The following is a 14,484-nucleotide window of genomic DNA, read 5'->3' on the forward strand; positions in this document are numbered from 1 at the left end:
TGCCGGATGGGCTCCGCGTCGACCTGCCAAAAACGTTAAAAGAAGGGAGTTACTGAAAGTTATACGGACAGGTCCCGCAATCGTTTTCACCCCGTTTTTTGATCACGCCGACCGATGATTTGGACTCTTCCCTCCGCCATGCGGTCACAATTGCCGACCACGCCTGCGTTTCTTGTCTGCAACAGAAAGGGCGCTCGACCGCGCCCTCGTTCCACAAGCTGACTCGGCAAGCCTAGAACTCGCTCCAGTCGGCATCGACAGCCGTATTTCCCTTGCTGAGATAGGACTTGGCCACTCTGCTGAGCTTGGCCTGCAACCCGCGCGCGCCCTCGCCAATGCTCTTCGCCGGCTTGGGTTGCGCACTCGGCGAAATGCGGCTGGCCGTCTGGCGCTGCTCGAGAGCGAAGATGTCCACGATGCGATCGAGTTGGGTGGCCTGGGATTCTGTCTGTTCGATGGAGGCATTCATTTCCTCCACGAGGGCCGCATTGTGCTGGGTCATCTCGTCCATGGTGCGCACGGCCGTGTTCACTTCCTCGATGGAAGCCGCCTGCTCCCGGCTTTCGTGGGCAATGCCATTCATCAATTCGCTCGAGGCCCGCGCGGAATCGAGAATTTGCTCCAGCCGCGCTGCCGCGTCGGCCACCAGCCGCGAACCGCCCTTGACCTCGGTCGCGCTCTGCTCGATCAGCGCCTTTACGTCGCTGGAAGCCTGCGCCGCAGACTGCGCCAGTCGCCGCACTTCCACTGCCACCACGGCGAAGCCCTTGCCGGCCTCTCCCGCCCGTGCTGCCTCCACCGAAGCGTTGAGCGCCAGAAGATTGGTCTGGAAGGCAATATCGTCGATCAGACCGATTATATTGGAAATCTTGGCCGAGGATGCGGTGATCCGTTCCATGGCCTGGTTGGCATTGGACATGACCTGCCCACCCTGCTCGGCCGTGGCGGTCACCCCGCTCGCCACCGTGCTGGCTTCACGCGCCCGCTCGGCATTGGCCAGCACGGTTGCCGCCAATTGCTCCATGGCAGCCGAGGTTTCCTCGATTGTCGCGGCCTGCTTGGTGGTGCGTTCCGAAAGATCGTTGGCGCCGGAGAGGATTTCGCCGGTCGCCGTCTTCAGCGTGCGCGAGGTCTCACGCAATTGGCCAACGATGTCGGTGAGCTTCTCGGCCACGGCATTGGTGTCGTTCTTGAGCCGCGCAAAGGCTCCGCTATAATCGCCCTGCATGCGTCTCGTGAGATCGGTCTGCGCCAGCGCCGACAGTACCGAACCGGTCTCCCCCAGGCCCCGATCAACCGTTTCCACCAATTCGTTGACCGAGCTCGCAAGAGCATTGAGTTCGTCATCGGGGAATTCGGCATCGACCCGGCGCGAGAAGTCCCCGGCAATGGCGGCATCGACGACTTGGCCGAAGGCGCGCTGCAATTCCTGCATCATCGCCGCGCGCTCTGCCTGATTGGCGATGATCCGGGCCGCCTCGGCCTCGGTCATCTCGTTGACCTTGAGCGCGTTCTCGCGGAACACGTCCACCGTGCGCGCCATGGCGCCGATCTCGTCGTGCCGGCGTCCACCCTGCACCGAAACCGATAGATCGCCATTGGCGAGCGCTTCCATGCTGTGCGTCAGGCGGGTAATCGGTCGGCTGATCGAGCGGGCGAACAGCATGCTGGCAATCGCGGCGAGCAGCAGCAGCCCGCCGCCCACAGCCAGGGTCATGTTGCGCATCTGCGCCACCGCGGCATAGGCCTCGGCCTCGGGCTGCACGGCAACCACCGCCCAGTCGACGGTCCCGACCTGGACGCCCTGCGCCCGGACCACCATGGGTGCGCCGCGATAATCCTGACTGATCCCTTCCCCACCGAGACCGGCAAAGGCATCGGCAATCACCGGGCTCGTCAGCGTCGTGGCGAGTACGTCGGCGGTCTCGGTGCGGGGTGACTCCGTGCGCAACAGGCCATCTTCGCCCACCACCACAACTTCCCCGCTGGCGCCCAGGCCCGACAGGCCGGCAATCAGGGTGCTCACCGCCTCGGGCGAGATCGAGAGCACCATGACGCCGATATTCTCGTCCTTGTCATAGACCGGCATAGCCATGAAGCTGTGCGCGCCACCGGCCGGTTCATAGACGGAAAAGTCCACGAAAGCCGCCTCGCCATCGGCCAGATCCTTGGCCGCAGCAAAGGCCTGGCCCAGGCCGGACGCATCATTGGCTACGCTGCTGGCGAAATCGGCATTCTTGGCGACCGAGTAGATCACGTCTCCCGCTGCGCTGATCATCAGCACGTCGGCATAATTGCGCTCCTGCATCAGCGTGCGGAAACCGGGATGGAAGCGCTTGTGGGGCGCGTCATACATCGCGCCCTTGATATTGCTGTCCACCGCCGCGCGGTCTTGGGGATTGGGGCTCTCGGTTACATAGGCGCTCTGCAGCAAGGGGGCGGCGCGTTCCGCCAGGCCCATGCGCAATTCGTCCAGCGCTCGCGTGAGATTGCGCATGGCCGAAACCGTATCGGACCGCTGCACGAAGAGCCGCAAGTCCACTTCCGCACTCTTGTAATAGTCGCCCACCATCGCGGCAGCGGTATTGAGCGAAGCCTGCATGGATTGCTCCCGCTGCTCCTGCACGGTCCCCAGCCCGATCATGTAGCTGGAAATACCCACCCCCGCACTCACCAGCAGGGCGCAACCCACAAGAGCCAGCGGCAATTTCTGGGCGAGCTTCAGGCGTGGCACGATAGTCATTGAGATTTCCCCCGGCAACGATCTTTCCGCCCTGTCGCAAAACGGGCTGGAATTCCTCCGATCGATTGGGTGAAAACGATATAGGCTCGAGATTAATCACTCCTTACGGGCAAATCCTCATTGCCCACTTTTGCGGCAATTGCCGCTTTGAAATGCAAAACGCCCCTGCCTTTCGGCAGGAGCGCTCGACAATGTCCTGGTGCTGCAGCCGCTCAGGTAAGAGCGCCGATGACCGCCTCGATGCGCTTTTTCATGGTCATCGCATCAAAGGGCTTGATGATATAATTGTTCACCCCGAACGAGATGGCTTCCTTGACCTGTTCCTTATCCGAGCGGCCCGTCGCCATGATAAAGGGCATGGCCTGCGTGCGGGGATGCTTGCGGATCACCTTGAGCAGGGTCAGCCCGTCGATATCGTCCATGTTCCAATCGGAAATGATGAGGTCGACATTGGATTTCTCGAGCTTGCCCAAGGCATCGCGGCCGGACTTGGCTTCAATGATCTCCTTGAACCCGAGCTGGGTCAGAATGTATTTGGCGATGCCGCGCATCGACTGCTGATCGTCAACGATTAGGACGCTGACAGCGCTGGCTTTTGGCATGGTTGTTCTTACCTCTACGCGCCTGCGGCCTTCGGGCCGCCTGATCTTGAACTCTAGGGGGCAAGCGTTACAAATCTATCAATCGCAATCGGCACTTTGCGCCAGTCCGGTTAGGCCGCTGACTTCAGCTTCACCAACGCATTGGCGAGTTTGCCGGCGATCTGCTCGAGCGGAGCCTGTTCGACGACGGCACCTTCCTCGAAGGCAACCCGCGGCATGCCATAGACGAGGGCAGAGGCCTGGCTTTGCCCGATTGTATAGGCGCCCGCCTCGCGCATCAGCTTGAGGCCTCGGGCACCGTCGCGTCCCATGCCGGTAAGGATCGCGCCGACCGCCATCGGGCCTACCGCGCGCGCTACCGACTCGAACAGCACGTCCACGCTTGGCCGGTGCCCGCTTTCAAGCCCCTCCTGCCCCAGCCGGCACTTGAGCTGCCCGGAGCTGCGTTCAATCCGCAGGTGATAGTCTCCCCGCGCCACATAGGCGTGTCCGGCCTCAAGCGGCATGCGGTCCTGCGCTTCAACGACCTTGAGCGCGCACAATTCGTCCAGACGGGCGGCAAAGCGGCCCGTAAAGCCAGCCGGCATGTGCTGGGCGATGACCACGGGCGGGCTATCCGATGGCAATTGCGACAGCACCGCGCGGATCGCCTCCACACCACCAGTCGATGCGCCCAGGGCGATCAGGGCCCCCTCGGGGGCCGCGGCCGTCCGCACCTGCACACGGGGTGCTTCGGCCCGGCCTGCCGAGCGGCCACGCACATCCGACTTGGCAGCGGCGCGGATTTTTTCTCTCAGGCCTATCCCGAACGTGTCCAGTCCGCCGGCAAATTCAGCACTCGGCTTGGCCACAAAATCCACCGCGCCCAATTCCAGGGCCAACAGCGTTTCGCTGGCGCCCTTCTTGGTCAGCGTCGATACCATGACCACCGGTGTCGGGCGAAGCCGCATCAGCTTTTCGAGAAAGGCCAGCCCGTTCATGTTGGGCATTTCGATATCGAGCGTCACCACGTCGGGATCAAGCGTCTTGATCTTTTCGCGCGCATCGATCGGATCGACGGCGGTGCCGACGACCTGGATGTCGCCATCCCGCGTCAGCATGCGGCCAAGGACTTCCCGGATCAGCGCCGAGTCGTCGACGACCAGAACCTTGATGCTCATCATGCAGCTCTTTTGTTCAGTTTGTCGCGGCTTTGATAGATGGTCTTGCCCACCAGGCGGAACCCGTCTCCGCCCGAGCCGAGATTTTCAGAATGGCCGATATAGAGAAAGGCTTCGGGTGCCAGCATCTTGGAAAAGCGGCCGAAGACTTCGCCCTGTGTGGGCTTATCGAAATAAATCGCCACATTACGGCAGAAAATGGCGTCAAACGGCCCCTTCATCGGCCACGCCCCGATCAGGTTGAGTGGCTTGAAGGAAACCAGTTCGCGCGCAGCGGCAGGAATGCGGATCGAGCCATCGGCGCTCTTTTCAAAGAGCCGAGCCCGCTCCGGACTGAGCCCGGACAATTCGCTCTCCGGATAGACGCCAAGGGCTGCCTTGGCGATCACTGCCGTGTCGATGTCGGTGGCCAGGATCTTGAAGTCCCAGCGCTTGAGATCGGGAAAGGCCGAGAGCAGGTCGAGCCCGATCGTATAGGGCTCCTGGCCCGTGGAGCAGCCGGCAGACCAGATGCGCAGCCGCGTTCCCCGCGGTCGTTCGGAGATCAGCTTGCCGACATAGGAGCGCAGATGTTCGAAATGATGGTCTTCGCGATAAAAGCGCGTGAGGTTGGTGGTCAGGGCGTTGACAAAGTCTTGTCCGTCATCGGCCGAGCCGCTGCGCTCGAGATAGTCGATATAGGCATCGAAGCTGACAAGACCCAGTGCCCGCACGATTTTCGAAAGCCGTGAAACCACAAGCGTTCGCTTGGCATCGGAAAGCGCGATGCCTGCGACCTTGTAGACCCTCGCCTTGATCCGCGCGAACTCCCGTTCGCTGAGGGAGAGTTCTCCCTGTTCCATGACACGACCCCTTGTGCGCCGGTCTGTTCCGGCTAGCTGGCGGCGCGCTGGAGGATAGTCGTCCGACTGTCCGTGTTGGCCGCGCCCTTGGACAACAAAGGCACATGCATTGATGCGCCCTTTGCTTGCTCTGCTTGCCCGATAGTGCCGCCATCATTGCTTATATTGCGTAAATTCTCCTTGAGCACCGCAGCGATTTTTTGCAGTTCCGCCACTTCGTCCAGCCCGCTTCGGGCCTGTATCCGCCCCTTGTCCGCCAGCGCGCGGATATCCTTGGCCGAGCGGTTGGTAAGCTGGGCCAATTGGCGCACCTCGTCGGCGACCACGGCAAAGCCTGCCCCCTTTTCCCCGGCGCGCGCCGCTTCGACGGCCGCGTTCAGCGCCAGAAGGTTCGTGCGGAAGGACACGTCTTCGATGCCCGCCGTCATCGTGTCGATATCATGGGCCAGCCGGTCGATCTCGGCCACCAGCGCATGGGTTCGCCCTGCCGTGGCATCGAGATTGGCGGCAAGGGTTTCGGCGGCCTTGCCTTGTTTGGCCAGGCCTTCGACTTGGGCTTGCAGGGAAGCCCGACGCTCGCCTTCCAGCCCCAATGCGCGCTTGTGCTCATCTTCCGTCGCTTCGAGCCGTGCCGCACGCAACTCGAATTCGGCGAGAAGGGATTTGACGCTGTCGAGCTTGACCTCGAGAGCGCGCCGCCGCTCTTGCTCGGTCCCATTCTGGTCGATCAGTTCGCCCAGCATGCCCAGAACCTGGTCGGCTTCATCGGCCAGCGGCAGGTCTGGATCGGTAATCGTCTCGACCTGGCCGGACAGCAGGGAGCGGAACTGGACGAGGCCGGCATCGAGACGTTCCAGGCTTGCATTGATCAGCGCGAGCGCTGCCGTGTTGTGGCTATTGGGCGTGTCGAAACGAAAGCTGGTCTGCCCGGTGCCGATGGCACCAGCCAAGGCGTCGAGCTCGTCGTCTTCGAGATAATGCCCTGCGGGCCGCATCTCGATCAGATACCGCTCCGAGGGCAGATTGCGCCTGTTGATGATGAGGCGTTTTCCCCCCAGAAGGACCAGGCCCTCTTGGGGAGCGCCCCCTGCAGCCAGAAAGCCCTTGCCCATGAGCAGATCAAGGCTTCGTCCCTCGTGCACGCCCGGCGCCAGCCGCTCGACGCCCTGGCTGAGTGCAATCATGGTGCCATCCCTGTCGACCACCACGGCCAGGCCATCCAGCGCACCGATGGCCGCCCGGAAATGGTGCGCGCGTTCGAGCCGCATACCCATGCGCAGAACCAACGCGTCGAGCGTCAGCTCGTCCTCGAGGCCGTCCCCAAGGCCGGCCGCCTGCGCCATGGCACTGAGCTTGCGTCGATCTGCCCGGTCGAGAAGGTAGCCACCCAATAGGCTTGCCGTGACGGCAAGCCCGCCAAGGCTGCCCAAAGCCGTGAACCATGCCGGTCCTGGCCCCAGCGCCACCAGCAGGCCGATCGCTATGCTGCCGGATACCAGCCAAAGCCCGGCCGCCGCCAGCATCAGCCTGAGGCTGCGGCCGTGGCGGCGCGAATCGGGTCGTGTCAAGGAGCGGTCAGGCATGTAAAAGTCTTAGCCAGGCAATGGTTAACCAAGTCTAAGCCAGTCAAATCTTCGGTAAGATTTGCGTAAGCGTCGGCCCGATATTGGCCTAGAACAATTCGATGTCGTCCGCCGGCACCGGCACCACAACCCGGCGCTTGGCAAGCGCCATTTCTTCCCGCGCCACGTTTGCACCCATGTCGCTGTCGAGCCGCTTGACGAAGGCCCGACCCGAATGCGGCTTGAACAGGACCCGGCGCGCATAATTGCCGCCGAGGTCTTCGCTCATGGCGCTGTAGCCTTCATCGGCCAGGAATTGACGGACAAACTCGATATTCTTGGCGCCGACATCGTCCAGTGCCGAATTGATCTTGCCACCGCCAAAGATCTTGATCTCGAGATTGGATTTGCGGCCCGTGCCTTGGCTCAGCACCTTGTTGATGAGCTGTTCCATGGCAAAGGCGCCGTAGCGCGCGGAAGCCCCGTACCTGTCCTTGGCCGAACCGGACTGTTCGGCAAGCAGAAAATGGTTCATCCCACCCACATTGGCCACGCGGTCGCGCACGCAGGCCGAAACACAGGAGCCCAGTACGGTTGAAAAGGTCACATCGGGCTGACTGGACACATGACAATCGCCCTGGTGAACCGTCGTCACCACCCCGCGGTCGAATTCAGGGGGCAAGGAAGTGCTGCTGGTCATCTGTCGCTTCTTACCTCTGCGAGCGAATTGTTCCGATCGTAGCGGAAAACTCGTTAGCCAATTGCTAACCACAAAGCGGAAGCGCGCTGGCGGATGGCACCTTGGCAAGAAGAGATTCAGAAATGGGGGCATAGGGTGGCCGCACAAGGCTGGGGTAGGTATTCGATGTCATTGCAGAAACTCGCAAGGGAACTGGACGAGACCGCGCGCCAGACCGCTTCGATGCTCGAAGGCATCACCGAAGCTCTCGAACTGCTTTCCGAACATCAGGTCGGCAAGGACGCTACCGTCCGCGAAGCCATCCAGCTCATCGTCACCGCCATGCAGGGCCAAGACCGCATCGAGCAGCGATGCCACAACATGGCACTGGCCGTCCGTCAGTTCGCCCTGTTGCCGCCGACCGCACCCGATTCCGTCTATGACGAAATCTGGGCCAGCCTGACACTGGACGAATTGCGCGTCCCCGCCCTGTCGGGCATTGCCGCCCATCAGTCGCACGGCGACGCCGAACTGTTCTGACAACAGTCCTCTAGTTTTCTGCATCCGTGTGCCGGACCTTGGGATCACCGGGTCTGGCCACGACTGTTGTCGCCACCCTGTCAAACAAAAAGGGCGCCTCACGGCGCCCTTGGTCTTGGAAACGGAGATCGGTCTCAGCCGTCCATCTTGGCGCCGGTGACCACGGCGTGCAGATCGATGAGCCCCACCATGCGGCTGTCATGGGTCACGATCCCGTTGAGCAGTTCGGTGTCGATGGCATTGCCCTCGGGCACGTTATGGATATCGTCGCGATTGACCGTCAGGATATCGGAAACCGCATCCACCAGGATGCCGACCCATTTGTCGCCGACGCTCATCACCACCACGACATGGTTCTTGGTCGGGGAGGTCTGGCCGTCCCCGAAACGGGCCCGCAGGTCGAAGATCGGCACGATGGTGCCGCGCAGATTGATGACGCCGCGTACGAATTCGCGCGTATTGGGCAGCGGCGTCGCACCGTTCCAGGCGCGAATTTCGCGCACCGTGGTGATCTCGACCCCATAGGTCTGCTCGCCAATGGAAAAGGCGATCAACTGCAGGGTATTCTGCCCGGCCAAAGCCGACTTGTCGCTTATATCGTCCCGAAGGCTAAGCGCTTCCATTTCTCTTTGCCTCTCTCCGCCCGTTCTGGGCTACTCAACTCGATCTTTAGCTGGCAGATCACGCCAAATCGTTAAGTCTCATGCTGCGTTCTGATGGATATGGGTGGTTCTGAGCCCCTGCACGTCCACGATCAGCGCCACATTGCCGTCGCCCAGAATGGTGCCGCCGGCAATGCCGTCCACACGCTCGAAATTTTCCTCGAGCGATTTGATCACCACTTGCTGCTGGCCGATGATGTCGTCCACCACCAGGGCCACTTTCTGGCTGCCCTCGGTTTCGCACAACACCACGAACTGGTCGTCCGGATTACTGCTGGCGGACAGGCCAAAGCGCTGTCCCAGGTCGATGACCTGCACATATTCCCCGCGTACCTGCAGCACCCGCTCACCAGACGGCACGCGCTCGAAATTGGCTCTGGAGCACTGCATGGTTTCAACGATAGAGGACAGCGGCACCACATAGGGCCCGCCACCGACCTTGACCAGCATGACGTCCAGCACTGCCAGCGTCAGCGGCAGCCGCAGCGTCATCCGCGTCCCCTTGCCGGTCCAGGAGCGAACATGCACCGAGCCGCCGATCTTCTTGATGTTGGACAACACCACGTCCATGCCGACTCCGCGACCGGAAATGTCGCTGATCGCCTCGGCGGTCGAAAAGCCCGGTGCAAAGATCAACTGATCGATCTGCTCGTCGGTCGGAGTGATCTCGGGCGCCACGATGCCCTTGTCGCGGGCGAGCTTCAGCACCCGCTCGCGATTGATTCCGGCGCCGTCATCCTCGACGATGATGAGAATATTGCCGCCGGCCTGTTCAGCCGAAAGGCGGATTGTCCCAAATTCGCTCTTGCCCACGGTCAGGCGTTTTTCCGGACTTTCGATACCGTGGTCCGCCGAATTGCGGATCATGTGCGTCAACGGATCGGACAATTGCTCGATCACCGTCTTGTCGATTTCGGTGTTCTCGCCGATCGTCTCGAGCTTGATCTTCTTGGCCGTCTTGGTGGCCAGTTCGCGCACGAGGCGCGGCATTCTGGAAAACACGGACTTGACCGGCTGGGCGCGGATCGCCATCACCGAATCCTGCAATCCCCGCGTGGTCTGGGCCAGCACTTCGAGTCCGCGTACGAGCTCGGTATAGCGGGCGCGCAGGGTTTCATCCATCTGCTGGGTCAGCATGGACTGGGTGATGACCAGCTCGCCCACCATGTTGACCACGCGATCGACCTTGTCGAGATCGACGCGGATCGACTGCACGCCGACGCTGCGATGATTGTCCTCGCCATCGCCACCGGCCGGCAGCGCCTTGGCCACCGGAACGGCCGGGGCCGGCTTGGGCGCCGGTGCAGGCATGCTCGGCTTGAGTTCGTCGGCAAGGGCGGCAAAGGACAGGCCCGGTGCGTCTTCGAAACTGTCCTGGCGCCCCACCGGTGCCGGCGGCGGCTCGGGCGCGAAATCCTCAGGCGCTTCGTCCAGACTATCCGTAACGAGGACGGGGGGCGCCGCCCGTGACATTTCATCTTCGGTGAGCGCCAATAGGCTCGACAGATCCGGCTCGGCATCGGCCTGGGCCTCGATTTCGCCCTCCGTGTCCACTGCCGCATCGGCCGCGAAGGCGTCGAGGCCGAGCGCGTCGTCCGAACCGGCCTGGGTGATGACGATATCGCAATCGCCATCCACGAATTCAAAGACTTCCCGGATCGCCGCTTCCGTCAGCTCAGGCGCCGAAAGGCTGATTTCCCAGGAACAATAGACCGCAAAGGGCTCGAAGTCGGAGAGCGGGGGCACGTCACCCATCCGGGCACGCACCTTAATGTCGCCCAGGGCGGCCAGCTCGCGGAACAGCAGGAGCGGATCGTTGGCGCGGGCATAGAGCGCCCGATGCGGTGTGAACCGGATTTCCCAGGCGCCTTCGGCCAGCGACATGGGTGCGGCATCGAAGGCGTCCTCCACCGGAGCCTCGCCCGTTGCGAGCGTGTCGAGATTGACCATGACCGGCGTGAACTCGATATCGAATTCCTCCAGCGGGTCTCCGTCTTCATCGTCGCCGGCAGCGCTTTCTCCGCGCGCCAGCGCATCGAACCGGGCTTTCTCCTCCGCACCGTAATCGGAAGGAAGATCTTCGCCCGACTGGGCGGCATTGACGTGGTCGGCGACGATGTCATTGGCTCGGATGCACAGGCTCACGACCTCGTCGGTCAGTTCCACCCGTCCGTCGCGCACATAGTCGAGCAGGGTCTCATAGGCATGGGCAAAGCCGACAAGGGCCGAGAAGCCAAAGGCGCCGGCGCCACCCTTGATAGAGTGAATGGCGCGGAAAACGGCATTGAGCCGGTCCGCATCGCGCTCTCCTTCTTCGATGGCGGCAAATTGCTCCTCAAGCTCGGTCAGCAGCTCGGAGCATTCATCGAAATAGGTGGCTTTGAAATCGTCGAGATCGCTCATCTCTGGCTATCCAACCCTTCTGGGTCCGGTTCTGGTCAATGCACGACGCGGTGGATCACCGAGATCAGCTTTTCAGGATCGAACGGTTTGACGATCCAGCCAGTGCCGCCCGCGGCCTTGCCCTGGTCGCGCTTGTCCTGACTGGTTTCGGTAGTAAGGATCAGGATGGGCAGCGAATTGTACTGGCCACTGGCCCGCACATTCTTGATGAACTCGATCCCGTCCATCACTGGCATGTTGATGTCGGTGATCACCACATCGACATTTTCCGCGCGCAACATATCCAGGCCCTGCTTGCCGTCCTCGGCCTGCAGAACCTCGAACCCGGCATTGCTCAGCGTATGGTGCAGCATGGCCAAAATGGTCCGCGAATCGTCTACGGTTAACACGCGCAGCGTCATTGTCTCATCATCCCCGAAAACTGGGCGCTCAGGCCCAGCCGCTCGATAGCGGCGCCCATGGCCGCGCTCGGCGTCGCAATGGCAAACTCGAAATGGTTTCTCCGGGCGGTCTCGGCAGCGCTGACCAGCAGCAGCAGGCCATTGGTCGACACGCGCTCCACGCCGGCACCGCTGACCGTCACCGAACCCTCTTCGAGCGCATCGGCAAGCCGGTCCCGAATGGCATCGATGGCGTCGAGGTCGATGATCGCTGGCAGCTCGAAAGCTGTCATTGTTTTAGTACCCATCCCTGGCGTGCCCCCGGAGGTTTCTCCGATCGGCATATTCCGCTTCAACGGTTTAAGAAGTGCTAACTATGCCCCCTCCACCTCAGGGACTGAGCGCGCCAGTGGCGCGACCAGCAGGGCATATTCCCCCAGAGCTATGCGCGCAGGACTGGGCCCGGCACACCAGGCTATCGAGATAAAGACCGCAACCGGCCCCCTTGCCCCGGGCTCTGCCTGGGTCTATCGCATGCCCAACACTTTTGACCGGACCCGCCCGATGCCTTCCAATATCGCTCTGACCGGCCTTGCCCGTGACCTCGCCAATCGTGCCGACCAGGGCAAGACCATTCGCGTGGGCGTCATCGGATCGGGCGAAATGGGCACCGACCTCGTCACGCAGATGAGCCTCATGCGCGGCGTCGAAATGGCGGCCATTGCCACCCGTCGCCCTCACACCGCGCTGCAAGCCATGACGATCGCCTATGGCGACGACAGCCGTGGCAAGCTTGCCAACAGCCCTGCCCAGGCCACGGCCGCCATCGAGCAGGGCAAGATCGCCATCACCTCTGCCGAAACACTTGTCACTACTCCCAATATCGATGTGGTCATCGACGCGACCGGCAAGCCGGGCGTCGCCGCCGATTACGACCTGTTGGCCATGGAACACGGCAAGCACCTGGTGATGATGAATGTCGAGGCCGACGTGACCATCGGCCCCTATCTCAAGGCCCAGGCCGACCGCCTCGGCGTCGTCTATTCGGTGGGCGCGGGCGACGAACCCTCTTCCTGCATGGAACTGATCGAATTCGTCTCCGCCCTAGGCCTCGAAATCGTCGCGGCCGGCAAGGGCAAGAACAATCCCCTCAAGCATGACGCTGTGCCCGACGATTATCGGGAGGAAGCGGCCCGTCGTAACATGAACCCGCGCATGCTGGTGGAATTCGTCGATGGCAGCAAAACCGCCGTCGAGATGACGGCCATCGCCAATGCCACCGGCCTTTTGCCGGACGTGCCGGGCATGCACGGCCCCGCCACCAATCGCGACGACATGGCCAAGGTCCTAATCCCCAAGGCCGACGGAGGCATTCTCAATTCCTCGGGTGTAGTCGATTTCACCATCGGCAAGGGCGTGGCCCCTGGCGTCTTCGTCATCGTCAAGGCCAGCCACCCCCGCATCATCGAGCGCATGGACGATCTCCATATCGGCCATGGCCCCTATTACGCGTTTTTCCGCCCTTATCACCTGACCAGCCTTGAAGTGCCGCTGACCTGCGCGCGCATCATGCTGACCGGCAAGCCCGACATGGTGCCTCTGCCCCGCCCGGTGGCCGAAGTCTGCGCTGTCGCCAAGCGTGACCTCAAGGCAGGCGACAGCCTCGATGCCATCGGCGAGACCTGCTATCGCTCCTATGCCATGACGGTCAAAGACGCCCGCGCAGCCGGCGCTCTGCCGGTGGGCCTGCTTGAGGGCGGCAAGGTGACGGCGCCGGTTCGCATGGGCGAACTGATCACCGCCGCCAATGCCCAACCCGATGCGAGCACCCGACTTTATGCGCTCCGCCAGGAGCAGGATCGCATGCTCGGCTACTAGCCGCGGATTGCGATCTTGCCCTTGCGCCCCGCCTCGCCACTGGCCCGGGCGGCCTCGCCCACCTGATCGATGGCATAGGCGGCCTCGATATCGAGCGTGAGCTTGCCCGCAGCGGCATCAGCCACCAATTCGCCCAGCAATTGCCCGATCCGCTCCGGCTTGACCGGCGGTTTGGCGCCCCAGAAGCCCTTGACCGTGATGTTGCGGAACAGCAATTCCCCGGCCGAGAGCTTGAGTGGTTGGCCTGTCATGGCCCCGAAGCTGATCAGTTCGGCGCCGTCGGCGAGGATTGAGGCCAATTGTCCCGCGCCTTCCCCGCCCAGCGATTCGATGCCCCGCACGATCGGGGCGCCGCCGGTCTTCTCACGCACCGCTTCCGCCCAGCTTTCGCCCTCGGTCGCCACCACATCGGAGAAACCCAGCGCCGCCATTTCGGCCACCGCCGCTTCGCGCCGCACGAGCCCCAGGACGCGCACGCCCTGTTCAGCCCCAAATTGGCTGAGCAGCTTGCCCACGGCGCCATTGGCGGCATTGATCGCAATCCACTCGCCCGATTTCACGCCCAGGCTGTCGAGCAGCATCTTGGCCGAAAGCGGCATCGATACCAATTGGCAGGCGGTTTCGTCATCGACGCTGTCCGGTACCGGCACCAGCCGAGCCGCATCGGCGAGGTAGAATTGAGCCCATGTACCTTCGGCGCCCCCGGCCACGCGCTGCCCGAGGGAGAGGTGGGTCACTCCTTCACCCAGCGCATCGACCCGACCGACGGCTTCTGTTCCGGGCACGGCCGGCAGGTTGGGCTTGAAGCCATACTGCCCGGCAATCGTCATGAGGTCATGATTGTGCACCGCCGAAAGCATCATTCGGACGCGCACCTGGCCGGGACCGGGCTCGGGCGTCGGCGCCTCTTCGGCCTGAAGAACCTTTTCGGGCGTACCGAATTCGAAATAGACCGCGCGCTTCATGGCGGGCTCCTTGCTGTTGAGGAGTTGAGATAGGGCGCGTCGCCGCTGGATCAACCCCATCGCGCCGC

Annotated in this window: 13 protein-coding genes; 2 read left to right on the forward strand and 11 right to left on the reverse strand. The window is 62.5% G+C overall.

The window, feature by feature from the left end:
* Positions 1 to 232: 232 nt before the first annotated feature.
* From VE26_RS18530 to VE26_RS12980, 6 genes are all read right to left on the reverse strand, one after another.
* Positions 233 to 2,743, reverse strand: a complete 2,511-nt coding sequence (locus VE26_RS18530; protein ID WP_052715904.1) for a methyl-accepting chemotaxis protein — start codon at positions 2,741 to 2,743, stop codon at positions 233 to 235.
* A gap of 212 nt (positions 2,744 to 2,955) precedes the next feature.
* Positions 2,956 to 3,345 (reverse strand): response regulator, encoded by a 390-nt coding sequence (locus VE26_RS12960; protein WP_046105639.1) that lies wholly within the window; start codon positions 3,343 to 3,345, stop codon positions 2,956 to 2,958.
* 110 nt (positions 3,346 to 3,455) lie between these two features.
* Positions 3,456 to 4,505, reverse strand: coding sequence for a protein-glutamate methylesterase/protein-glutamine glutaminase (locus VE26_RS12965; protein WP_200897249.1), 1,050 nt, complete (start codon positions 4,503 to 4,505; stop codon positions 3,456 to 3,458).
* The gene (locus VE26_RS12970; protein ID WP_046105641.1) at positions 4,505 to 5,347 is read right to left on the reverse strand and encodes a CheR family methyltransferase; all 843 of its coding nucleotides are present in this window, start codon (positions 5,345 to 5,347) and stop codon (positions 4,505 to 4,507) included. Before VE26_RS12970 ends, VE26_RS12965 begins: the two co-directional genes overlap by 1 nt.
* 32 nt (positions 5,348 to 5,379) lie before the next feature.
* Positions 5,380 to 6,930, reverse strand: coding sequence for a methyl-accepting chemotaxis protein (locus VE26_RS18725; protein ID WP_046105642.1), 1,551 nt, complete (start codon positions 6,928 to 6,930; stop codon positions 5,380 to 5,382).
* A gap of 88 nt (positions 6,931 to 7,018) precedes the next feature.
* Positions 7,019 to 7,609: a chemotaxis protein CheD gene (locus VE26_RS12980; protein WP_046105643.1), complete on the reverse strand. Its 591-nt coding sequence runs from the start codon at positions 7,607 to 7,609 to the stop codon at positions 7,019 to 7,021.
* Positions 7,610 to 7,774: 165 nt separating this feature from the next.
* Between VE26_RS12980 and VE26_RS12985 the strand changes: the two genes are divergently transcribed.
* The gene (locus VE26_RS12985) at positions 7,775 to 8,128 is read left to right on the forward strand and encodes a hypothetical protein (protein WP_046105644.1); all 354 of its coding nucleotides are present in this window, start codon (positions 7,775 to 7,777) and stop codon (positions 8,126 to 8,128) included.
* A 134-nt stretch (positions 8,129 to 8,262) separates the two neighbouring features.
* On the opposite strand, the gene VE26_RS12990 is transcribed toward VE26_RS12985, so the two are convergent.
* The 4 genes from VE26_RS12990 to VE26_RS13005 all read right to left on the reverse strand — a co-directional run bounded on the left by VE26_RS12990 (position 8,263) and on the right by VE26_RS13005 (position 11,866).
* On the reverse strand, positions 8,263 to 8,751 hold the full coding sequence (locus VE26_RS12990; RefSeq protein ID WP_046105645.1) for a chemotaxis protein CheW: 489 nt from the start codon (positions 8,749 to 8,751) through the stop codon (positions 8,263 to 8,265).
* Between the two features lie 78 nt (positions 8,752 to 8,829).
* Entirely contained in the window at positions 8,830 to 11,193 is a 2,364-nt protein-coding gene (locus tag VE26_RS12995) for a chemotaxis protein CheA (RefSeq protein WP_046105646.1), read from the reverse strand.
* Between the two features lie 35 nt (positions 11,194 to 11,228).
* On the reverse strand, positions 11,229 to 11,594 hold the full coding sequence (locus VE26_RS13000) for a response regulator (RefSeq protein WP_046105647.1): 366 nt from the start codon (positions 11,592 to 11,594) through the stop codon (positions 11,229 to 11,231).
* Positions 11,591 to 11,866 carry an STAS domain-containing protein gene (locus VE26_RS13005; RefSeq protein WP_046105648.1) on the reverse strand — a complete coding sequence of 92 codons (276 nt, stop codon included), beginning with the start codon at positions 11,864 to 11,866 and terminating at the stop codon, positions 11,591 to 11,593. The genes VE26_RS13000 and VE26_RS13005 overlap by 4 nt, the downstream gene beginning before the upstream one ends.
* 271 nt (positions 11,867 to 12,137) lie before the next feature.
* Here VE26_RS13005 and VE26_RS13010 point away from each other — a divergent pair, with 271 nt between their 5' ends.
* Complete coding sequence (locus VE26_RS13010; protein WP_046106335.1) at positions 12,138 to 13,451, forward strand: NAD(P)H-dependent oxidoreductase; 1,314 nt, start codon at positions 12,138 to 12,140, stop codon at positions 13,449 to 13,451.
* On the opposite strand, the gene VE26_RS13015 is transcribed toward VE26_RS13010, so the two are convergent.
* Complete coding sequence (locus tag VE26_RS13015; protein WP_046105649.1) at positions 13,448 to 14,416, reverse strand: zinc-binding dehydrogenase; 969 nt, start codon at positions 14,414 to 14,416, stop codon at positions 13,448 to 13,450. The two genes, VE26_RS13010 and VE26_RS13015, sit on opposite strands and share 4 nt — an antisense overlap.
* Positions 14,417 to 14,484: the final 68 nt, after the last annotated feature.

This window comes from Devosia chinhatensis, from assembly GCF_000969445.1.
Lineage (GTDB): Bacteria > Pseudomonadota > Alphaproteobacteria > Rhizobiales > Devosiaceae > Devosia > Devosia chinhatensis.